Annotated in this window: 17 protein-coding genes, 2 tRNA genes and 1 pseudogene; 11 read left to right on the plus strand and 9 right to left on the minus strand. The window is 69.0% G+C overall.

What is annotated here, in order from left to right; all coding sequences use genetic code 11:
- Positions 1-39: 39 nt before the first annotated feature.
- Positions 40-2,205: a glycosyltransferase family 2 protein gene (locus tag MNOD_RS09415; RefSeq protein ID WP_015928626.1), complete on the minus strand. Its 2,166-nt coding sequence runs from the start codon at positions 2,203-2,205 to the stop codon at positions 40-42.
- Between the two features lie 233 nt (positions 2,206-2,438).
- On the opposite strand from MNOD_RS09415, the gene MNOD_RS09420 reads away from it, so the two are divergent.
- Positions 2,439-2,513: transfer RNA gene (locus MNOD_RS09420), tRNA-Val, on the plus strand.
- A gap of 176 nt (positions 2,514-2,689) precedes the next feature.
- Here the strand turns inward: MNOD_RS09420 and MNOD_RS09425 are convergent.
- A complete protein-coding gene (locus MNOD_RS09425) occupies positions 2,690-2,953 on the minus strand; it encodes a hypothetical protein (RefSeq protein WP_015928627.1) in 264 nt (87 codons plus the stop codon).
- A 280-nt stretch (positions 2,954-3,233) separates the two neighbouring features.
- On the opposite strand from MNOD_RS09425, the gene MNOD_RS09430 reads away from it, so the two are divergent.
- A complete protein-coding gene (locus MNOD_RS09430) occupies positions 3,234-3,620 on the plus strand; it encodes a MerR family transcriptional regulator (RefSeq protein ID WP_015928628.1) in 387 nt (128 codons plus the stop codon).
- Between the two features lie 63 nt (positions 3,621-3,683).
- On the opposite strand, the gene MNOD_RS09435 is transcribed toward MNOD_RS09430, so the two are convergent.
- The gene (locus tag MNOD_RS09435) at positions 3,684-4,559 is read right to left on the minus strand and encodes a dienelactone hydrolase family protein (RefSeq protein WP_015928629.1); all 876 of its coding nucleotides are present in this window, start codon (positions 4,557-4,559) and stop codon (positions 3,684-3,686) included.
- 243 nt (positions 4,560-4,802) lie between these two features.
- Between MNOD_RS09435 and MNOD_RS09440 the strand changes: the two genes are divergently transcribed.
- From MNOD_RS09440 to MNOD_RS09450, 4 genes are all read left to right on the plus strand, one after another.
- Complete coding sequence (locus MNOD_RS09440; protein WP_015928630.1) at positions 4,803-5,108, plus strand: hypothetical protein; 306 nt, start codon at positions 4,803-4,805, stop codon at positions 5,106-5,108.
- A 119-nt stretch (positions 5,109-5,227) separates the two neighbouring features.
- A complete protein-coding gene (locus MNOD_RS09445; protein ID WP_015928631.1) occupies positions 5,228-6,376 on the plus strand; it encodes a sensor histidine kinase in 1,149 nt (382 codons plus the stop codon).
- A 625-nt stretch (positions 6,377-7,001) separates the two neighbouring features.
- A complete protein-coding gene (locus tag MNOD_RS46250) occupies positions 7,002-7,148 on the plus strand; it encodes a hypothetical protein (RefSeq protein WP_015928632.1) in 147 nt (48 codons plus the stop codon).
- Positions 7,145-8,203, plus strand: a complete 1,059-nt coding sequence (locus MNOD_RS09450) for a hypothetical protein (RefSeq protein ID WP_015928633.1) — start codon at positions 7,145-7,147, stop codon at positions 8,201-8,203. Before MNOD_RS46250 ends, MNOD_RS09450 begins: the two co-directional genes overlap by 4 nt.
- Before the next feature lie 657 nt (positions 8,204-8,860).
- Here MNOD_RS09450 and MNOD_RS09455 read toward each other — a convergent pair.
- From MNOD_RS09455 to MNOD_RS09465, 3 genes are read right to left on the minus strand one after another with little or no spacing between them, the layout of a single operon-like run.
- Positions 8,861-10,192, minus strand: a complete 1,332-nt coding sequence (locus MNOD_RS09455) for a glycosyltransferase family 4 protein (RefSeq protein ID WP_015928634.1) — start codon at positions 10,190-10,192, stop codon at positions 8,861-8,863.
- 17 nt (positions 10,193-10,209) lie between these two features.
- The gene (locus MNOD_RS09460; protein ID WP_015928635.1) at positions 10,210-11,745 is read right to left on the minus strand and encodes an HlyD family type I secretion periplasmic adaptor subunit; all 1,536 of its coding nucleotides are present in this window, start codon (positions 11,743-11,745) and stop codon (positions 10,210-10,212) included.
- Positions 11,742-13,961: a type I secretion system permease/ATPase gene (locus tag MNOD_RS09465; protein ID WP_015928636.1), complete on the minus strand. Its 2,220-nt coding sequence runs from the start codon at positions 13,959-13,961 to the stop codon at positions 11,742-11,744. Before MNOD_RS09465 ends, MNOD_RS09460 begins: the two co-directional genes overlap by 4 nt.
- Positions 13,962-14,355: 394 nt before the next feature.
- Between MNOD_RS09465 and MNOD_RS09470 the strand changes: the two genes are divergently transcribed.
- On the plus strand, positions 14,356-15,558 hold the full coding sequence (locus tag MNOD_RS09470) for a pyridoxal phosphate-dependent aminotransferase (protein WP_015928637.1): 1,203 nt from the start codon (positions 14,356-14,358) through the stop codon (positions 15,556-15,558).
- A gap of 672 nt (positions 15,559-16,230) precedes the next feature.
- A complete protein-coding gene (locus tag MNOD_RS09475; RefSeq protein ID WP_015928638.1) occupies positions 16,231-16,482 on the plus strand; it encodes a hypothetical protein in 252 nt (83 codons plus the stop codon).
- 480 nt (positions 16,483-16,962) lie between these two features.
- On the opposite strand, the gene MNOD_RS09480 is transcribed toward MNOD_RS09475, so the two are convergent.
- Positions 16,963-17,175 carry a hypothetical protein gene (locus MNOD_RS09480; RefSeq protein WP_015928640.1) on the minus strand — a complete coding sequence of 71 codons (213 nt, stop codon included), beginning with the start codon at positions 17,173-17,175 and terminating at the stop codon, positions 16,963-16,965.
- Positions 17,176-17,587: 412 nt separating this feature from the next.
- Positions 17,588-17,827 carry a hypothetical protein gene (locus tag MNOD_RS09485; RefSeq protein WP_015928641.1) on the minus strand — a complete coding sequence of 80 codons (240 nt, stop codon included), beginning with the start codon at positions 17,825-17,827 and terminating at the stop codon, positions 17,588-17,590.
- A 1,231-nt stretch (positions 17,828-19,058) separates the two neighbouring features.
- Between MNOD_RS09485 and MNOD_RS42785 the strand changes: the two are divergent.
- Both MNOD_RS42785 and MNOD_RS09495 read left to right on the plus strand, forming a co-directional pair.
- Positions 19,059-19,576, plus strand: a pseudogene (locus tag MNOD_RS42785) (DDE-type integrase/transposase/recombinase); the annotation flags it as partial.
- A gap of 166 nt (positions 19,577-19,742) precedes the next feature.
- Positions 19,743-19,816: transfer RNA gene (locus MNOD_RS09495), tRNA-Gln, on the plus strand.
- 74 nt (positions 19,817-19,890) lie between these two features.
- On the opposite strand, the gene MNOD_RS09500 is transcribed toward MNOD_RS09495, so the two are convergent.
- Entirely contained in the window at positions 19,891-20,952 is a 1,062-nt protein-coding gene (locus MNOD_RS09500; RefSeq protein WP_015928643.1) for a tyrosine-type recombinase/integrase, read from the minus strand.
- On the opposite strand from MNOD_RS09500, the gene MNOD_RS47955 reads away from it, so the two are divergent.
- Positions 20,951-21,181, plus strand: a complete 231-nt coding sequence (locus MNOD_RS47955; RefSeq protein ID WP_043748401.1) for a hypothetical protein — start codon at positions 20,951-20,953, stop codon at positions 21,179-21,181. The genes MNOD_RS09500 and MNOD_RS47955 overlap by 2 nt on opposite strands.
- Positions 21,182-21,184 lie beyond the last annotated feature (3 nt).

Raw genomic sequence — 21,184 nt, forward strand, 5'->3', positions numbered from 1 at the left:
CGGGGCAATCTGCGGCCGGCAACCGAGGCCGGCCCGCGCTCACCATAGCCGGAACTGCGCCTTCGCGCGCGCGAAGTTCGGGTTGTAGTAGGGATCGTTGCGCAGCTGCGGGCCCCAGCGGTCCAGCATCGTCATCACCTCGGCCTCGAAGCGGGCGCGCTTGGCCGGCGTGTCCTCCAGGCCACGGCTCTTCGATTCGTGGTGGATCAGGCTGGCATGCGGCGTCCAGATGATCAGATAACCCGCCTGCCGGATGCGCAGGCAGAGGTCGACGTCGTTGAATGCCACGGTGAGGCGCTCCGCGTCGAAGCCGCCCACCTGCGTGAAGACGCTGCGGCGCATCATCAGGCAGGCGCCGGTGACGGCGGAGACCTCCTGCGCCATGACCATGCGGCCGAAATAGCCCGGATCGTCCGGCCCGATGCCGGGATGGCTGTGGCCGGCGACGCCGCCCGCCCCCAGCACCACGCCCCCGTGCTGGAGCGTGCCGTCCGGATAGGACAGCTTCGCGCCCACGGCGCCGACGGTCGGCTCGACGGCGATGGAGGCCATCTCGGTGAGCCAGCCCGGCTGCGTCACCTCCACGTCGTTGTTGAGGAAGAGGATGAGCGGCCCGGTCGCCGCCGCCGCCCCCTGATTCGACAGGGCCGAGAAGTTGAAGGCGCCGGGGCTCGTGAGGACGCGGACCCGCGGATCGGTGGCGGCCTCGGCCAGGAGCGCCGCGGTCTCGGGTTCACGGCTGTCGTTGTCGAGGATGATCACCTCGATGTCCGGATAGGCGGTCTCGTGCAGCAGCCCCCTCAGGGCGACGCGTAAAAGTTCCGCCCGGTCGCGGGTCGGGATCACCACCGAGACGCGCGGGGCGGGGGCGGGGAGGGCGCGGACCAGGCGGTTGAACCCGAGCGGCCCGCGCTCGGCGCGGTGCGGCCAGCCGCGCCGGGCGATCAGGTCGCGCAGGGCCTGGAGCCGGGCGGCCTCGGCGCGTTCGAGCGCCGTGTCCGAGAAGGTGCCGGAGCCGATCGCCGCGCGCCAATGATAGAGCACCTGCGGCAGGTGCCGGATGCGGTCCCGGGACAGGCGGTCGCTGAGGCGCAGGAGCAGGTCGTGATCCTGGCTGCCCTCGAAGCCGACTTTCAGGCCGCCGACCTCGCGCACCAGGCTGGTCCGCACCACGGTCAGGTGGTTGATGTAGTTCTGGGCGTAGAGGAGTTCGGGATTCCAGTCGCACTTGAAATGCGGCTCGAAGCGCCGGCCCTTGACGTCGATCTTGTCCTCGTCGGTGTAGACGAGATCGAGCTGCGGCTCGCGCAGGATGGCCTTCGCGACCTCGAACAGGGCGTGCTCCGGCAGCACGTCGTCGTGATCCATGAAGGCGACGAAGGCGCCCGTCGCGAGCTCCAGCGCCGTGTTGGTGGCCCGCGCGATATGCCCGTTCTCCGGGCGGCGCACCAGCCTCACGCGCGGCTCCTCCTTGGCGATTCGGGCGAGGAGGCGTGGCACCGCCGGATCCGTCGATGCATCGTCGGCGATGCACAGCTCCCAATGCGGATAGAGCTGCGCACGGACCGAGCGGAGCGCCTCCTCCAGCACCTTCGGCGCCGGATTGTAGACCGGCATCACCACCGAGATCCGCGGTGGATCGGTCATCGCCGCGACCTCGGCCCGGATCCGTGCGCGATCATCATCCGACAGGGTGTCGAAGCAGCGCACCCAGGTGTCGTAGCCCGTGAGGCCCGGCGGGGTGATCGCCCGCGTCAGCCGGTTGCGCGCGCGCACCCGCTTGCCGAGGCTGCGCCAGAGCACCGCCTGCGCGGCGAGGTCCGGCCGGCGCAGGGCGCCCCGGCCCAGGAGGGCGAGGCGGCTGCGTACCCGGATGGTGAGATCGGTCAGCGTCACCTCGGTCTCGCCGAGCATCGGCGTGAGCCGGAGGGCGACGAGGCCCGCGGGCAGCCGCCCGATCCAGGTGAAGCGGCCGTTGCCGAAGGCGCGCTCGGCGAGGCTGGTGGTCTCGTGCTCGCTCAGGCCCTCGGCGACCGCGGCGAGTTCGACCCGGCTGAACGAGCCGCGGCCCTCATCGCGAAAACTGATCTCCACCCAGCGTCCGCCGAGACCGGCACCGCGCAGGTCGAGGAGGAGCGCGGCGGCATCATGCGGATCGGCGGCAAACGCGCGCGTCGTGCCGGATCCCCGGAGCGGCACGATCATCGCCTGCAATTCCACCGGGCGGGCCGCGCCCGCGCGGACCCGACCTGCGCGCTCGCTCGTCACGCTCGCCCCCGTCCTGCTGCTGATGGGCGGCCTCCTATCCCAGGTACCCCTAGACGATAAAGAGCCGGATCTTTTCCGCAAAGCCGTCTCGAAACCGGCTTGCCAACCGGGGCCTGCACCCTCTATACGGCGCCTCACATCGGAGCCGCTTCCCGCATGGCGGCTCCGGCGGGCGCGTAGCTCAGCGGGAGAGCACTACGTTGACATCGTAGGGGTCACAGGTTCGATCCCTGTCGCGCCCACCATCCAGCCTCCTGAGATTGCTCAGGATCGATCCCAGACAGATCCGGCTCGCGGTATGAGCGCAGGCTCAATGGGCCTGTGAGGCGCAGTTCGAGGCGGGGCGGCGAGATTCGCCTGATCCCGATCTGCCGGCCGCTCTCCGACCGTCCTCGACTGGATTGCGGGCGCGCCCGCGCGATTATGCAGGCGCGCTCCGGGCGTGCAGCGACACCGCCATCCCCGCCGGCGAAAAGGCGTGCGCCCTGCGGCTCACCGCGGGCCATTCCCCCATCCGGCTGATCGGGATCCTGACCTCGAGCAGAAGATCGTCGTCGAGCAGGCCCTGCGCCACCTCGATCTCGGCCTCGGGGAAAGTCTCCAGGATCGCGGCTGCCGCGGCTTCGATATGCGCGTCACGGTCGGGGCCGTACTCGATGAGCACATGCTTCAGGAGGCGGATCATGCGGCCCGTCGTGACATGACCGGGGCAGCCGGGCCAGTGCAGAGGAAGCACGGCCGGGGCCTTTCAGTCACTCCCGCTTCCTACCGCAGCTGCCGGAGCCCGGCCGGTCCCGCCGTGACGGCGCGAGGACCCGAAGCGCGGCCGCGTCAGGCCGTCGCGCCCCGGCGAGCGGCCCGGACGATCGGCCGGCCTCGCGGGCTCTTCTCTTTCGCAGCTGCGGCTGATCTGGTCACCCGATCCCGGGAGGCCAGCCGTCTCCCGACGAATCGGAACCATGATCATGGCGGGGCTCAGTCTTCAGGAAGCGGCCAGGCGGGCCGGCGTCGGCAAATCCGCGATCTGGCGGGCGATCAGTGCGGGACGCCTCAGGGCCCAGCGCGATCCGGAGGGCGGCATCAGCATCGCGCTTGCGGAACTGCACCGGGTCTTCCCGCTCGACGGCGAGGGAGCCGGCGGCGCGAGGGCCGCCCGTCCGGAGCAGGGACCGGCGGACCGCCACGCAGGGGCCGAGCTCGTCGAACTGCGCCTGCGGCTCACGGCTGCGGAGACGCAGATCTCTGGCCTCAAGGATATGGTCGAGGAACTGCGGCGGTCCCGGGACTGGTGGCAGCAGCAGGCCGAGCGGGCGACGCTCGCATTCACCGCATTGGCCCAAAGAGTGCCCTGACCGGCGCGCCCGCCGGGTTGAGCGCGGCCGGACGGGCCGCGCCAGGCACACGACCTCCGGCGGTCAGGCGACGCCGTGCTGCCTGAACCAGGCCTGGAGCCGGCGCCACCCGTCGTGAGCCGGCTCGGAGCGGTAGCTCGGGCGATAATCGGCATGGAATGCGTGCGGCGCATCCGGATAGACCACGAACTCGCAGGTCTTCCCGGCCGCCTGGCAGCGCGTCTTCATCTGCTCGATCGTGCTCACCGGAATGCCCTGATCCGCTCCGCCATACAGCCCCAGAACCGGCGCCTTCAGAGCCGGGGCGAGGTCGACGGGATTCTTCGGCATCAGCGGAGTGGTCTCGCCCGCGAGCCGGCCGTACCACGCGACCGCGGCCCGCAGGCCGGGATTATGCGCGGCGTAGAGCCAGACGATGCGCCCGCCCCAGCAGAAGCCGGTGATCCCGAGCCGCGCCGTGTCGGCCTTGCCCGATGCCTTGGCGAAGGCCACGGCGGCGTCGAGATCGGCCATCACCTGCGCGTCCGGGACCTTGGACACGACCTCGCGGACGATCTGCTGGACGTCCGGCATCGTCGCGACATTGCCCTGGCGGGCATAGAGCTCCGGCGCGACGGCGAAGTAGCCGAGCTTGGCGAGGCGGCGGCACACATCCTTGATGTGCTCGTGCACGCCGAAGATCTCCTGCACCACGAGCACGGTCGGGAAGGGGCCGCCTGTCGCCGGCATCGCCCGGTAGGCGGGGATCTCGCCGTCCTGCGTCGCGATCCGAACCTCCCCGGCCTCAAGGCCGTTCGCATCCGTGGTGATCGCCGTCTGGGCCGCGATCGGCTGGACCGCCATCGCGAAACCGGTCGCGAGGCTCGTCACCACGACCGTGCGGCGTGACAGCGCGGCTTGGCCCGCAAGGCTCCGCAGGTCGGCATCGAAGGCACTCATGAGGGACTTCCCCAAAGGTGTGCGGAGGGACAGGATCATCCCTCAGGCCCGAACCTAGGAGCCGCCCCGGCGCGGTGAAGCCGCCGCGCCATGTCGAAATCCGGGGCAGGCTCCCGAGCACTTGAAGAAGCGCCCGGGAGCCTGCCGGGCTCGAGGATCCGGCCGTCTTGCCGAACGGCGCGGCCATGATATGCGGCAGTCCCGACCCTGCAATCGCCGCAGGCGCGAGGTGGAATCCGAGCCATGGTCCGTGACCTCATCTGCCCAGGATTGGTGATCGGATTCGTTCTCTCGGCCGGCATGGCCGCCGCCGGGGAGGATCTCGTCGCGAAGTGGGAGCGGGCCGATTCGGCCTGCGCGCTCCCGGCCTCGGCGATGACCGAGCAGGCATGCCAGGACCGGCAGCGTTACGCGGATCGCCTGCGCCGCACGGGCTGGTGCGAGGCCGCACCCACCACGCCGTTCGAGCATTGGGGGTGGCAGCGCTGTGTGTCGCGCGCCGCGCCGCCTTCCCGGCACGGACGGCATCACGCGCGCGCGAGGACGTGAGAGGCGGGTTCCGCTGGAGGCCGCTCCCCGGATGCCCCGGTCCTGTCCTTGCCCGGTTTGAATGGACGGCAGAACCGTTTATTGGGTAACGATCCCGGGACTGACGGAATCTCTGCGGAATGGCCGATCTCACGCGCTCGGAGCTTGACTTTCGCCTGCATCAGCAGACGCTCCTCTCGGATTTCGGGGTGGAGGCACTGCGTGAGGACGATTTCGGCCGGCTGCTGCAGCGGGCGACCGAGATGTGCGCCGAGGGAATGGGCGCCCAGTTCTGCAAGGCGCTCGAGTACAAGCGTGACGCCGACATCTTCCTCGTCGTTGCGGGGGTCGGCTGGGGACCCGAGGTGGTGGGCAAGGCGGTGATCGGCGCCGACCTCGCCTCGCCCGCCGGCTTCGCCCTCAAGACCGGCCGGCCGGTGATCTCCAATCACCTGGAGAACGAGCAGCGCTTCCGCACGCCCAAGATCATGGCCGACCACGGCATCCGACGGGCGGTGAACGTCCTCATCCGCAATCGGGCCGGGGATTTCGGGGTGCTGGAAGTCGACGACACGCGCGGAGGGCAGTTCGCAGCGGCGGACATCGCCTTCATGCAGGGCTTCGCCAACCTGCTCGGGGGCGCCATCGAGCGCCAGCGCTCGGAGGCTCAGCTGCAGGCGGCGCTGGAACGGCAGGAACTGCTCTCGCGCGAGATGAGCCACCGGGTGAAGAACAGCCTCGCCATCGTGGCGAGCCTGCTCACCCTCCAGGGCCGGGCGGCGGACAACGAGGACGTGCGGCGCGCCCTCGCGGACGCGCAGTCCCGGGTCGAGGCCGTGGCGCAGGTGCACGACCAGCTCTGGCGCCAGCCGGACCTCGCCGCGGTCGATATCGCGCCCTTCCTCGAAACCCTGTGCGAGCGCCTCGCCGACAGCGCGCCCAACCACGCCATTCGGTGCCGGATCGACCACCTGACGATGCCCGCCGACCTCGCGATCCCGCTCGGGCTCTTCGTCAACGAACTCGTCACCAATGCCCTCAAGCACGCCTATCCCGAAGGCGGCGAGATCCGGGTCGAGAGCGAGCGGCTGACCGATGGACGCCTGTCCCTCACCGTGGCGGATGACGGAGTCGGCCTGCCCGCGGGTTTCGACCTCGCGGCCGCCACGCGGCGGAGCCTCGGGATGCGGATCATCCAGGGGCTGGCGCGGCAGCTCGAGGGAACGCTCTCCCTCGGCAGCGGGAGCGGCGCCCGCTTCATCCTCACCCTGCCGGCCGCGAGCCCCTAGAGCAGAAGCCGTTCACGGTGGACCGGGTTCTGCTCCAGGCCTTCGAGTTTGCCGCATCGTCTGAGACGAGCCGGCATCCGCTTCGCCGGAGAATGCTCGAGCTCTGTCCGTCGGCGTCGCGCGGCAGGGCACCGATGCGCTCGTCCTCATGGTCGCGGATGACGGCGTGGGCTGGTCGGGGGAGGGGGCCGCTCGGGTCCGGGCTCGGCACCCGCATTCTTCAGGCGAGGGGCACAAAGGTGCGCTCCAGGGTCGCGTGCGATGGCGCCATCGCGGCGCGCGCGCCATCCTTGGCTTGCAGGCCTGACGACCTTCCGGGTTCCCCGGAACGCCGATGAACCCTGGCGGCCTTCTCCTGCGTTGCCTTCGGCAATCCCGACCGACGCGGCGCCGCGCGACGAGCCGAACCGGCCCGTGCCCCGACCGTAGGTGGCCGACGCAGCGTTGCTCGCTCGGGGCCGGGAGCGCTACGAGGTATTCTGCCCCCCTGCCATGGCGGGGCGGGGTCCGGGGACGGGCTCGTGATGCAGCGGGGCCGTCCCCGGCCGCCATCCTTCCACACGCCGCGCCTGCGCGCGGCCTTGGCCGACCACGTCAAGGCGTGATCTCGAATGGAACGGGCCGGATGCTGAGCTACGCCGCCCAGGTGCCGACCGCCGATTGCCGGGCGATCTTCGCCGCTGTCCGGGCATTCCGGCTGTGCCACGGCATGGCGAGCCTCCCGGAGACGGACGGGGCGCGGCTCGCGGAGAGCGCCGGAGCGACACCATGAACCGCCGACCGATCTCGCTCGCCGTGGGCGCCGCCGCGCTCGTCGCCTGCGGGCTCGCAGCGTCCGCCGGCACCGCCGTGATGCCCTCCTATCTGGCGGCGTGGCTGGTGCTGGTCTCGCTGCCGGCCGGGGCGCTGCCCCTGCTGATGGGGCTCGAGCTCGCGGGTTTCGCCGCCGGCCCCATGGCGGCCTCGCTCCGCCGTCTTCTCGGGCTGCTGCCGATCGCGGTCGTGCTGCTCGTGCCCATCCTTCTGAATGTCGGCGAGCTCTACGGCTGGGAGAGGAGCGTGCCGCCCCGCACCGGCCTCGCGGCGATCTGGTTCACGCCGGCCTTCTTCACCCTGCGCAGCCTGTCCTACCTCGCGGTCTGGCTCTGGCTCGCCGAGACCTTCCGCCGGGCGCCGATCGATCTGAGCCTCGAGGACGCAGCGGCGCGGCGGCGCCGGGCCGTCCTCGGCATGGTGCTGCACGCGGTGCTCGGCACGCTCGCGGCGGAGGATTGGGTGGAGTCGGTCGATCCGGGCCGCGCCTCCACCGCCTTCGGGCTCCTCGTCATGACGATCCAGGCCGGCATCGCCGTCTCGGCGGCGGCCCTGATCGCTGCGCGGTCGAGCTCCGGCCGGCCCGTGCGCGACAACCGCACCGCGGCGGCCTTCACGGATCCGATGCTGGTGCTGCTCGCCTGCTGGGGCTTCGTTCATGTCGTGCAGTACCTGGTGGTGTGGTTGGCGAACCTGCCCGAGGAGGCGCGCTGGTACCTCGACCGGGGCGGGGCGCTGACGCGGCTCGGCACCGGGATCGCGCTCGCGACCGGCATCCTCGCCCTCCTCGTCCTGCTGCCGCGGCGGGTGGCGGGACGGCCCGCCGCCCTCGCCGGCATCGCCGTGCTGGTTCTGGCGCTGCACGGGGCCGAGATGTTCTGGCTCGTCACGCCCGGCTTCCGGGGCGCCTTCCGGTTCACCTGGCTCGACGGGCTGGCGCTCGTGGGCGTGGTCGGGGTGGCGGCCGGCCTCTCCGGGCGGGTCGAGCGGGTGCTGTGGAGAGCCCATCCGTAAGCGGCGCCTTGCGGCTGATCCCGGCCGGTGCAGCCGCGCTCGTCGCCGGGTCCATCCGCGCGGGGCAGCCTGACTGACCATATCGGTGATCCCAACGGCCCGATGCGTCAGCAGTTCGGGCCGTTGGGATGAGTTCACCACCGGCCAGGCCGACCCTGGCGGATGACACCGCGGCTGAATGAGCGCTTCCGCCTGTGGCAGCCAACCTCCGGCCGTCATGCTGAGGTACTGGCGATCGCAGATCGCACCGGAGTGAGCCTCTGGGCCGGCAGCAGCCGGCAGGCACCCCGGACTGGTGATCCTGGCCACCCGGATCTTGGACGAGCGTTCACGGACCGGATCGCAGGTTCTCCGCCTCTGTCCCGCTCCCTCCTTCCCGGACGACTGCAGCGCCAGCGGAAGGAGATCCGGGACCCAGCACGGTGAGTTGCTGCGCAGCGGCTCCGTTTGCCTCCAGCGTGGCTGACAAGCGGTCGCTGCGCGACTTCTTGTGCTGGATCCCGGGTCGCAATCCGCTGACGCTGCATGCGCCCGGGAAAGAGGGGAGCGGGCGAGAGGAGGCCGGGTGCGCCGATCCTCGATCGTCTCCGGACGCGTCAGGCAGACATCCTCGCCTGGGCCGACGCGATTTCATCCGAAATCCGCATGACGAAGCCATCAATCGGATTTCGGATCAGCTTCCATTGAGCGCGCGGAGCGCGGACCGGATGCGGGGCGTTCCTCTCCCGCACGTGAGCGGGGAGCCTGCATTCCGTCCTCCGGCATCCTCCCGGCCGCGACGTCGTCGATCAGCCGCAGGTGCCGCGGCAGGCAGACCCGCCTGAGATCATAGCCTTCCGCGCTGCGCCGCGCCGCCGCGCGCAGGGGGCGGTGGGCCTCGGGCTCGGTGAGCGCCCGCACCACCGCCTCGGCGATCGCTCCAGGCGAGAAGAAGTCGACGAGGAGCCCGTTCTCACCATCGCGGATCACTTCCTCGACCGGCGGCGTCGCTGAGCCGACGACGAGGCAGCCCGCCGCCATCGCCTCCAGCATCGACCAGGACAGCACGAAAGGATAGGTCAGATAGACATGCGCCGCCGAGACCTGGAGCAGGGTCAGGTAGGTCGCGTAGGGCACCCGGCCGACGAAATGCACCCGCGACAGGTCGAGATCCGCCTGCACCTCGTCGAGGAAGATCTCCCGCCACGTCCGGCCCGCGGGCGGCTTCGCCCCATAGCTCACGCCGTTGCCGCCCACCAGCACCGCGCGGGCGCGGGGCCGGCGCCGCAGGATCTCGGGCAGCGCCCGCATGAAGCTGTGATAGCCGCGATAGGGTTCGAGGTTGCGGTTGACGAAGGTCACCACCTCGTCGTCGGGACCGCAGGTCAGGCTGCTCCGGTCGAGGGTGATGCGCGCCCGCGGGTTCGGGCGCACGAGGTCGGTGTCGATGCCGTCGTGGATCACGCTCAGCCGGCCGTGGAAGGGCGCCGGAATGCGGCTCGCCTGCCAGGCCGTCGGCGCGAGGAGCCAGTCGGAGGCTTCGAAGGCGAGATATTGCGCGGCGTTGCGCGTCCGCACCGCGAACAGGCCTTCCCCGTCGCGGGAGGCGAATTCCGGATCGAAGCCGACATCCGCGCCCCGCGCGCCATAGCTGAACTCGACGAAGCTGAGGAGCCGCGCCTCCGGCCAGACATCCTTCAGGAACAGGGTCTCGCCCCAGCCCGGATGGCCGCAGATCACGTCGGGCGCGAAACCCTCGGCCTTGAGGCGCTGGGCCGCCCGCGCGGCCGCCTCTCCGCGCAGCACCTTGGTCTCGAAATCCTGCGCCAGCCGGTGGATCCCGGGCGTCGAGCGCCCCTCGACCGCGTAGCGGAGGTGGCGCACCCCCGGGAGCGGGGGCGCCGGATTGATGCCGAGCGCCACCACCTCGTGGCCCGGCCGCGCCGCGAGGGCCGGGGCGACGTGGCGGTACTGCCCCGGGAAGTTCTGGTGGACGAAGAGGACGCGCATCGCGGCGCGCCCGCCCTTTAGCGTTCGTGGCCGGCCGTCGAGGTGGTCTCCTTCACGGGGGAGAGCACGTAGTCGATCACCCGCCGGCTGCCCGTGCGGATCTCGACCGTGGTGGTCATGCCGGGGGTGAGCGCCACGGTCTTGCCGTCGGCCTCGATGGTCGAGCGCGACAATTCGATCGTGACCGGGAAGACGAGGTTCTGCGTGCGCGGGGTGCCGCTCACGGGGGCGAGGCTCTGGCCGCGGCCCACCGCCACCGCATCGGCCCCGCCGTTCGCATCCTTGTCGTCCACCGCGTCGCGGGAGACCCGCAGCACCTTGCCCTCGATCGACCCGTAGCGGGTGAACGGGAAGGCGTCGATCTTCACGACCGCGTCCTGCCCGGGCATCACGAAGCCGATGTCCTTGTTCTGAACCAGCGCCTCGACCTCGATCGGCCCCTCGTTCGGCACCACGACGAGGAGCGGCTGGCCGGCCGTCACCACCTGCCCGAGGGTGGTCACGGCGAGCTGCTGCACCGTCCCGGAGATCGGCGCGGTGAGCCGGGTCCGGTCGCGCTTTAACGCCGCCTTGATCACGTCCTGCCGCAGGGCGTCCCGCTTCTGGGCCGCCTCGGTCAGCGACTGGTGCTGCTTGGCGATGGTCTCGCTCGCATTCTGCTCGACCCGGCGCTGCAGCGACTGGGCCGCGGCCTGGGCCTCGATGAGCTGGCCGCGGTCATAGGCGAGGTCGGCGGAGACCTGCTCGACCTGCTGGACCGCGTCGATCACCGCCGCGCGGGTGCCCGCCGCCTTGGCGACCAGGGTCTCGCGCATGTCGGCCCGCTCCTTGAGCACGGCCTTGAGGCGCTCGCGGGCCTCGATGCTGGCGGCGAACCGCTTCTGCGTCGCGTCCTTCTCGGCGATCTGGGCGAGGAGCGCGTCGCGGGTCGTGACGTACTGGCTGATGTCGGCCAGCATGGCGGCCTGCTCGCGCGCCTGCACCGCCGCCGGGATGCTGTCGGGGAAGCGGGCAGTGACCTTGGGATCGTTGGCCTCGACCGCCGCGATCGTCGCCCGTCGGCGGATGATCTGGGCATCGAGGGCGGCGAGGTCGCTGCGGCGGGCCGCGAGATCCGCCTCCGCCTCCGTCGGGTCGAGCTCGATGAGGACGTCGCCCTCCTTCACCCGCGCGCCGTTCTCGACGTAGACGGCCTGCACCTTGCCGGTCTCGAAGGGCTGCACGACCTTCGAGCGGCCGCTCGGCTGGATGCGCCCGCTCGCGACCGCGTGGATGTCGAGCTTGGCGAGGAAGCTCCAACCCAGCGCCACCGCGAACATCAGGCAGATCGTCCAGGTGAACAGCGTGGCCTTCGGGGAAGGCGGCGTGTCCAGGATCTCGAGATGCGCGGGCAGGAATTCCTGGTTCTCGCGGGTCACCGCCATCGCTCGCACGCGCTCCGTAAGGCGGCGCGGCGACAGGGCCCGGGCGGGGGCGAGGATGGGCAGCTTCGCCGCCGGAGCGGGCTTCTGCCCGCCGGACGCGTCGGGACGGGGTTCGGGACTGGCGCTCACGCGGCGGCTCCCTGCTCGGATCCATGGTCGGACTGCATGCGCCACAGGCGCCCGTACAGGGAGGCCGGGTGCTCGAGGAGCTCGCGATGGGTGCCGTCCTCGACGATGCGCCCGTCCTGCAGGGTGATGATGCGGTCGCAGCCCCGCACCGCCGCGAGGCGGTGGGCGATGATGATCACCGTGCGTCCCCGCACGATGTGCTTCATGTTCTCCTGGATGATGCGCTCGCTCTCGTAGTCGAGGGCGGAGGTCGCCTCGTCGAGGATCAGGATGCGCGGGTTGGTGGCGAGCGCCCGCGCGATGGCCAGCCGCTGGCGCTGGCCGCCCGACAGGTTCGCGCCGCGCTCCTCGATCGGCGTGTCGTAGCCGAGCGGCAGGCGGTTGATGAACTCGTCGGCGCCGGCGAGCCGCGCCACCTGGATCACCTGCGCGCGCGACAGGCCCGGATTGGCGAGCGCGATGTTCTCGAACACGGTCTTGTGGAACAGCAGGTTCTCCTGCAGCACGACGCCGATCTGGCGCCGCAGCCAGGCGGGATCGACCTGCGCGATGTCGATGCCGTCGATCAGCACCTGCCCCTTCTCCGGCACGTAGAGGCGCTGCAGGAGCTTGGTGAAGGTCGACTTGCCCGAGCCCGAGGGGCCGACGATGCCGAGCACCTGACCGGCCGGGATCTCGATCGACACGTCCTTCAGCACCTCCGGCGTCCCGGGCTGGTAGCGGAACACCACGTTGCGCACCGTGATCTGGCCCTTGGCCGGCGGCAGATGGGCCTGCCCCATCGAGCGGGTCTCAGGGGGGCAGTTCAGCACGTCGCCGAGGCGCTCGATCGACACCTTGACCTGCTGGAAGTCCTGCCAGAGCTGCGACAGCCGCAGGATCGGCGCCGTCACCTGCCCCATGATCATGTTGAAGGCGATCAGGCTGCCGACCGTCAGGTCGCCGTTCATGACCGCGTAGGCGCCGAAGAACAGCACGAGGGCGGTGGTCACCTTGTTGATGTACTGGATGGCGTTCTGGCCGATGCTGGCGATGACGCTCGCCACGAACGAGGTCTTGACGTAGGCGGCGAGCCGCTCCTCCCACTGCACGCGCAGGGTCGGCTCGACGGCGAGCGCCTTGATGGTGTGGATGCCGACCACGGACTCGATCAGGAACTGGTTGGACAGGGCCGAGCGGTTGAAGCGCTCGAGCGTCTGCTCGCGCAGGATCGGCCGCAGCAGCACCGCCACCAGGACGTAGCAGGGGATCGACAGCGTGACGATCAGCGCCAGCAGCGGCGAGTAGAAGTACAGGATGACGAGGAAGAGCAGCGTGAAGGGGATGTCGATCGCCGAGGTGAGCGCCTGGCCGGTGAGGAAGCCCCGGATCGTCTCCAGCTCGCGCACGCGCGCGACGGTCTGGCCGGCGGGCCGGGTCTCGAAATAGCCGAGCGGCAAGCGCATCAGGTGCTCGAACAGCCGCGCGCCGAGCTCGACGTCGATGCGGCTCGTCGTGTGGGTGAGGATGTAGCTGCGCAGATACTGCAGCACCACGTGGAACAGGCCGAGCACCACGAGGCCCACCGCGACCAGGGTGAGGGTCGAGTAGCCCCGGTGCGTCAGCACCTTGTCGATCGTGATCTGAAAGAAGATCGGCGTGATGAGCGCGCAGATCTGGATGAAGAAGGAGGCGACCAGGACGGTGACGAGCGGCTGGCGGTAGCGCCAGATCGACGGCACGAACCAGCTCAGGCCGAAATCGTGGATGACCTTCTGCAGGCTGGCGCGCCGCGCGATCAGGATGACGGCGCCGGTCCAGCGCGCGACCACGTCCGCGGCGGGAAGGTGCTCGGCGGTGCGGGCGGCGGCGTCGATGATCCGGTACTTGCCGTCATCGAGGCGCCGGCCGAGGAGCACGAAGCGGCCGCCCTCGAGTTCCAGGATCGCGGGCAGCGGGATCGTCTCCAGGCGCTCGGGCTTCTGCTTCTCGAGCAGGCGCGCCTTGAGCTTGAGGTGGCGGGCGCCGCGCACGAGGTCGATCGCGCGGGCCGGCTGCACGCCCAGGCCGAGTTCGTGGCGCACCTGCGCGGGTTCGCAGGCGACCTGATGGAAGGAGGCGACGAGGGCGAGCGCGCTGAGACCGGAATCCGGGCCGGCCACCGGCGGGGCCGCCTGCGCCGCGCGCGGCCCCTCGGGAGAGGCATCCGCCATCGATGCCGCGACCTGTCCTACCATAAACTCGTCCCCTGATCCCCGCCCCGCTTCCCGGGCGCGCCGATGCCGGTAGCGACATTATCAGACTGCTTGATGACCGTGATGTCACGTCTCATGCGGCCCGAGGCGCCGCCGGGTGGCACACGGCGTGTGCTCGGCGAATGGGTCGAAATTGCGGGCAGCCGCGTCATTGTCCGGCTGCCCGCGACAACTCTGCCATGCTTGCCGGGATCGGCGCGTCCTTGGTCCTGCGGCGTACGATGACCTTGCGGAACGGGGTTGCCCGGCGCCCCGGCCGGCTGCCTTGCTCCGGCGGCGCGGCCCGACTAGGGTCCGCCCCGCTCGATGAACCGGCCGGCGGTGCCCGGCCGGCCTGCGTCTGTCGCAGGGTCTCTTTGGAAAGTGGAGTTGTCCCATGGGCTTTCTGGCCGACGCCCTCTCGCGCGTGAAGCCGTCCGCGACGATCATGATGACCCAGAAGGCGCGCGACCTGAAAGCGACGGGTCGGGACGTCATCAGCCTCTCGGTCGGCGAGCCGGACTTCGACACGCCCGAGCACATCAAGCAGGCGGCGATCGACGCGATCCGGCGCGGCGAGACCAAGTACCCGCCCGTCTCCGGCATCGTGCCGCTGCGCGAGGCGATCGCCCGCAAGTTCAAGCGCGAGAACGGCCTCGACTACAAGCCGTCGCAGACGATCGTCGGCACCGGCGGCAAGCACGTCATCTTCAATGCGCTGCTCGCCACCCTGAACCCGGGTGACGAGGTGGTGATCCCGCGGCCCTACTGGGTGTCCTATCCCGAGATGGTGGGCCTGTGCGGCGGCACGCCCGTCTTCGCCGACACCACGATGGAGAACGATTTCAAGCTCCAGCCCGAGGATCTGGAGCGCGCGATCACCCCGAAGACCAAGTGGCTGATCCTGAACTCGCCCTCCAACCCGTCCGGCGCGGCCTACAGCCATGCCGAGATGAAGAAGATCACCGACGTGCTCCTGCGCCATCCGCATGTCTGGGTGCTCACCGACGACATGTATGAGCACCTCGTCTACGGCGACTTCAGCTTCGTGACGCCCGCGCAGGTGGAGCCGAACCTGTACGAGCGCACGCTGACCATGAACGGCGTGTCGAAAGCCTACGCCATGACCGGCTGGCGTATCGGCTATGCGGCAGGACCCGAGCACCTCATCAAGGCGATGGACTTCATCCAGGGGCAGCAGACCTCCGGCGCCACCTCGATCGCCCAATGGGCGGCGGTGGCGGCCCTCGACGGCCCGCAGGATCACCTGGCGGAGTTCCGGGCCGCCTTCCAGACCCGACGCGACCTCGTGGTCTCGATGCTCAACCAGACGAACGGGCTGCGCTGCCCCACCCCGGAGGGGGCGTTCTACGTCTATCCGTCCTGCGCGGACCTGATCGGACGCCGGATGCCGGACGGGACGGTGATCGCGACGGACGAGGATTTCGTCACGGCGCTGCTCGAGACCGAGGGGGTGGCTGCGGTGCACGGCTCGGCCTTCGGCCTCGGCCCCAACCTGCGCATCTCCTACGCCACGTCGAACGCGGCGCTGGAAGAGGCGTGCACGCGCATCCAGCGCTTCTGCGGCACGCTGCGCTGACGGCAGCGCTCTCTCGCGGAGCGGATCGAGGTTTTCCTCGACCCGCTCCGGGGACCGTCCGATCTGCGCCGCACCCGAGGCGACGCCCTGCTTCACCCGACCGGCTGCCGCAAGCGGCCCGGAACCAGGATCGGCCGACGCCCCGTTGGGGGATGGTTTGACGGCAGAACAGCCCTGCGCTTCCCGGTTTTCCAAGCCGATCAACATCATACCGCAATCCTGCTGAATGTATGGGCTTGGACGGAGCCGAAACAGGATGCGAACAGAAGACCGATCTGTAAAACGTCATTTGGGGGTAGCGTCCTCATCGCTTCCGGGCTGTGCGGCATTCTCCCAAGCTCGGATCGCCTGAAGCGCAACGCTGACGGCGGTCCTTCAGATGCCGCTCCACGATGTCGAGCGGCTGGCCCGTGATGGCGGCCACCTGGAAGGGATTGCTGACCTCTGCCAGCGCCGCGACGGGGCGCGTGCGCAGCCGCAGCGCCGATGGCGAGCGATTCCAAGGCGGCGGCCTGCGCTCATGGGCCGGTCCTTTTCTGCGGATGAGCAATTCACGCCCTTCGCAAACAGGTCTGTGCGGCGGGCGAAGGTCATGCCGCCGCCCTTTGACAAATGTGGAGGACAGCTTTGCACCCGGGAGGCATATGCCCGCCGTGGGGGAGGCTGATCTACATGAAGCGTGAGACGAGGACGCGGACTGAAATTGCCAATATTCTCCTGCGGCACATTCAACGGATTCCCGGCAGCGAGCATATCAAAGGCATTCGGATCCAGCCGCACACCGATGCAGCGGCATTGCCCTCGGTCGCGATCGATGTGGATGCCGGGGCCCGCCATCAGGCGGACACCGCCATCCGGGCGATCCGCCGAATGGTGCCGGTCCTGTATCATCTCTACGACGTGAGGAACTTTACGGTTCATTGAAGGCTGTCGATCGCCCGCCAGGCTGTCGGTCGCAAGGTCCCGTCTGCACCCGGCCGTTGACCCGGACTGGCTCACCGGTGTGCTGGGCGTAGACGCCCCAGCCTTCGCGTCCCTTGCGGACGGCGTACCCACGGTCCGGCATGGCGTCCCTCCGTCGCCAAACCCCGCGAGCCGACTTCCCGTTTCCCTGAGGCGATGCGGCGGGCCGGGCGCCCATGCGCTGCACCTGGCCCGCCTGGTGACGCCGACGGAGGACGTCCCGGTCTCGGAAACGACGAGCAGCGCCACGGATCGTGTCTGAGGCAGATCGCGCCGGCCGTCTCTTACCCAGGTTGAACGTCGCCGCGTGCGCTCAACGGCACCTATCCGTCCAGATCGACTGAGGAGATGCCGTTCGGCGCTGCCGCGGGCAAGCACATGATCGAAGCCTGAGCCGCCGATATCGGTGCGGCGCGTGCCCGCCCGCCTGGACGCCGTGTCCTAATGGAGCGTGTTCGGATTGGTGACCAGCCGTTCATCGAACTCAGCCTTGATGAAGGCGAGTATCTTCAGCGACGCGGCAAGCTGAGTGGCAGCCTCGCGTGACATCCCGGTCTGTTCGCGCCCGTTCACTCGGACGGGCTCGCCTGTGTGCGCGGCATAGACGCCCCAGCCATTGCGTCCTTTGCGCACGGTGAAACGGCGGTTGGGCATGGCGTTCCCCGGCTGTGGTTTCTTATTGTATTGATACAGGACAACGTTTGAGACAAGAGCCTAATCCGAGTGCTTAGATAAGGATAGCGCTGCCATTTATTGGACATTGGTCCACCCCTGCCAGTTGGAATCCCTCTGTATTCGCCTCAGAGTACCTCCAGATACCTGCTAAGCTTGGCGGGTGGCAGGGTAGCGTTTGACGGCGAGCGGTCGCGCTAAGCAGGCTTGCGTTGGCGTGCCACCACTTCGCCTGCTGAGGTCCTTGGTCTGTCGCAGGTTCTTGTCGGAAAATCGCGGGGCACTGTTCCGAAACCTGCTTAGAGCGCTCCCCGCCGAAGTCGCCGTTCGGCGCCCTCGCTCTCAAGCGGGTGGCCGGAGTCCAAGGCGCGTCCTCCGTCTCCACCCCGAGCGGCTACTTGTTGGCCGGCTTGGCCGATGTCTCGGGCGCGGGCTTGCTATCGAGCCGTTCTCCGCTGACGCACTCGCGCATATACGTGTCGCGCTCGCCGCCCGTGATGTTGAGCTTGTCGGCCCTGTCACCGCACACCTGCTGCCAAGCCGTCGGCGAGTCGGCGGTCGGGGTAGCGCTCTGCGCCATGGCCGTGGTGGAGACGCTCAAGAGAGCGAGGATCAGAACGGAATGCTTGCACATCAGCCGGTCCTAACTTGCGATCGGGCTGATCAACCGCTCAACCGACGTTGCAGGTTCCGGGATGGGAGCCCCAGCCGCTACGATGCCGACAATTCAATGATCTGGGGAGCCCGCCCTTCCGCGTCCTCATCTCTCGGGACGGCCAGGACATCATCGCCGAGACGGTGGAGACGCCCGAGGCGAACCGCATCCGGTTCGTTTCGGGCATCGACCTCTGCCGCACGCGCACCGGGTTGAACTCTGGGGCGGGCAGACCTTGGTGGACCGGTGGTCGGACGAGGCCGCCCGACAGCGGAACGCCCGGCCGGGGTTCGGGACCCGCACCGGGCGCTCACCTCTGGAGCCGAAGATCGTCCATCATGCCAACCAAGGAAACGCACGGCGCGGCGCACGGTTCCGGATGCCGAGACGCGGCCCGGACATCAGAACGCCCGGCAGAGGGTTGGGACCTTGCCGGGCGCCCGTCATGAGGAGGCTCGCTTTAGCCTAACAAGTCGCATGCCCTGCAATGAGCTCAGAGGCTCCTGCAGCGGTCGGTCAAGCTTCGCAGCTTGGCCAGCCTCAGGCCGTCCTGAGCCATCCTGGGGTCAGGGAGAGGCCTTCTGGCGTCTGTCCATTGGCTTGGAGGCGACGCACACTCTGGCAGAGCCTCTTACCGGCGGGGCTGATGTCGGCGGCCTGAACTCCCCATGTACGGAGCATCTGAGGGGCTTGGTACGGCGGCCTGGGTTGAGCCGGTTGCGGTTGGGCTGGCGCTTATGGCGCGCCGGCGCTCGGCATCTTCATGCATGAAGCGGAACAGCTCCCACTTCGTGGTGCCCTCGCTGAACATGCCGGAGGGAGCCTTGTAGCTGAAGATTTCCTTAGCCGTCTGAGCAGAAGCGGAGGTTGCCGCGAGCACGGCCACGCTGGCCAGAAGCAAAGTCGATTTAGTCATTGTACCACTCGTGTGGCTGCATGAGGCGGCCGATCGCGGTGTATTCGATCGCCGATGAGTGGACAGTTAGGAGGCATGCCTGAAATTAAATGTGCGAAAGCGCACATCGCGCAGCATTATTACAGAAATATGTCAAGCATAGCCTGAGATGATGTTTTTGTATACTTCAGCCGCATGGTAGGGAAGCGGGACGATCATGGCTGCCGCGTGCCGTAGAATAATCTGCTCTGCCATTTGCTCTTGGCAGTAGGTTTTTGCTCGTCGATGTGCGAGCCGCAGGATCGGGATCGCGTCACCCGTAAGCGCAACTTGTACGTGGCCATCGATCGCGGCTCGCGTTTCGTGCATCTGGCCGTCACGGACGACGAGACCACCGCCTCGGCGGTGGCCTTCCTGGAGGAGGCGCTCACCGCCTTGCCCTTCCGGGTCACGCAGGTGCTGACCGACCGCAGCTCCGGCTTCACCGCCGAGGGCTTCGAGAACGCCTGCTGGCTGCACGGTGTGGAGCATCGCACAACACGCCCGCATGATCGGCATGGTCGAGCGCTTCAACGGCCGGGTGCGGCGCGTGGTGCTGGGCAACGATCTCCAGCCACCGGGATCTCGAGGCCGTCCTGGCCGGCTTCAACCTGGCCTATAGCGGCCGCCGGCAGCGTGTGCTCGAAGGGCGCTCGCCCGACAGGGGGCTGCGCGAGCGCCTGGCGGCGAAACCCGAGTTGGCCAACCCGCTCGCCACGCCGCCCGACCCGGACGCTCTCCCCAATGCGCCCCGGGTCATTGCGGCCACCAAGGAGGTTTCGCATCCAGACAGCGGCGCGTCATCACACCATCCTTTGCATGCCTTTGGCGCTTGCATCCGCGCGCCGACCCGTGCTATCGCCCCGGCGTCGGAACGGACAGCGCACAAAGCGCGATTTGCGAAACCTGCGGGATTTGCAAGACCGGCCGGCCAGAAGCCAAGAGAAATCAGCGGCTTGCTGGGGGATAGTTTAACGGTAGAACAGCGGACTCTGACTCCGTTAGTCGTGGTTCGAATCCACGTCCCCCAGCCATCAAGATTTTCAAGCACTTAGCATCAAGTCTGGAAGCGCCTCAGCAGGCGGTTAGACACTTTCGCTCCGCCTGGTTAGACACTGCCTGTGCGCTTCCTGTTCTCCTGATCGAGCCGCACGACCACGCCCCGGAGCTTCGGCTCCAGGTCCGCCTCCCGCGAGTAGTGGGCTGCCATGCCCTCTGTTTCCTGCCCGAGCATGTCGGCGATGGTGCGCGTGTCGAACCCGAGCTGGCGCATCTGTGTGGCCGCCGTGTGCCGCAGGCCGTGGAAGGTTAGGCCGTCGGCGATCTTGCCTTCCGCCTCGAGCGTGCGGATCAGCCGGAAGAACGAGCCCCGGAAGCCATCCTCTTTCCAGGGCTGCCCGCGGCTGTTCACGAGGAGCGTCGTCGCCGAGTGCGAGGGTAGGGCGGCCAGCGCCTGCGCCACGATCTCCGGCGCCTGCACCTTCACCGGCTTGCCGCTCTTGGCCGAGATCCGCGATAGCGTGCCGGCGGCACGGTTCCAGGAGTCGCGCTTGGCTGAGAGGGCTTCGCCTTGCCGGTAGCCGAGCACGCCGCCCAACATGATGGCGGCGCGCAGCTCAGGCGAAGCGGCCGCCACCACGGCATCCCACTCCTCGGGTGACCACGGACGATTGGCGCGCGGCGCGCCCTTCGGCCGCCGCAGCTTCTTCACGTCCCTCACCGGATTGGTGCTCGCCATCTCCCGTTCGATGCCGTGGGCGAACACCACTGACACCACGCTGAGCACATAGTTGGCAAACCGCCGGCCTTTCTTCTTCTGCGCCTCATCGCGCAGCCCGGCCACGAAACCACGCGTCCAGGCGCTGATCGGCCGATCGTGAAGCTTCCCGAGGTGATCCAGCACGGTCTGATAGTCGGCGCGCGTCCGCGGGGCGAGGTCGTTCAAGAAACGCGGGCTGGAGCGATAGGAGATAACCAGAGCGCCCCAGGTTCCAGGCTCCTCCTTCACCTTCGGCTTAGCCTTCGCGCGGATCGCTTGCAGAGCAGTCCACCATCCCGGCGTGCCGATCTCATGAGGAGGTGTGAGACGTTCGCCGGATGCCCGGTCGTAGGCGTAGGTTATGCCCTTTGAGACGTAGACCTTAACGCCGGGGACGCGCACCTTTGCCATGGAAGAGTCCTGCGAGCACCTCCTCATCGCTCTCACGATTCTCCCCTTCCTCCAAAGCATCGAGGTACGCATCAAGCTGGCGGACGTCGTAGCGCAGACCCTGCTTGCCGGGGCGGAGGCGCTTCGGCGCCACCGGGATGGGCGCTGTGGCCCCGAGCCCGAGGTAGGCGGCCGCCTGCGCTCGCGTGAGCATGCGTGCCGGCGGCAGCGGGAGCGCGTGCTCGCCTGAGCG

Origin of the sequence: Methylobacterium nodulans ORS 2060 (assembly GCF_000022085.1) — a bacterium.
In the GTDB taxonomy this organism is placed as follows: Bacteria; Pseudomonadota; Alphaproteobacteria; order Rhizobiales; family Beijerinckiaceae; genus Methylobacterium; species Methylobacterium nodulans.